Consider the following 242-nt stretch of genomic DNA (forward strand, 5'->3'; position numbering starts at 1 on the left):
TAAAAAAATCAACCTCGCTTTGCTTTTCAAAAACTCTAAAGGCACGCTCCAATTGTTCTTCGGTAATTGCTATGCCTTTTCTTTTTATGGCTTTTAGTATCTCGTCTTGTTTTGTTTTTGCGCCTTTTTCGGAGTATTGAACGCCAAAGACAATTGTGCCGTCTTCGCGAATTTTGCTTAATTCAAAAACAAGCGAGCGTTTTTCATTGGCTTTTTTGTTCTCAATTTTTGAAGCGTCAAAG

General features: G+C 36.8%; 1 protein-coding gene. It reads right to left on the reverse strand.

Annotated elements, in window-relative coordinates; translation table 11 throughout:
- On the reverse strand, positions 1-242 hold a 242-nt coding region (locus tag N2692_03195; GenBank protein ID MCX8016269.1), incomplete at both ends, for a hypothetical protein.

The organism is Patescibacteria group bacterium (assembly GCA_026415775.1).
Taxonomy (GTDB): domain Bacteria; phylum Patescibacteriota; class Minisyncoccia; order UBA6257; family JAAZHW01; genus SKW32.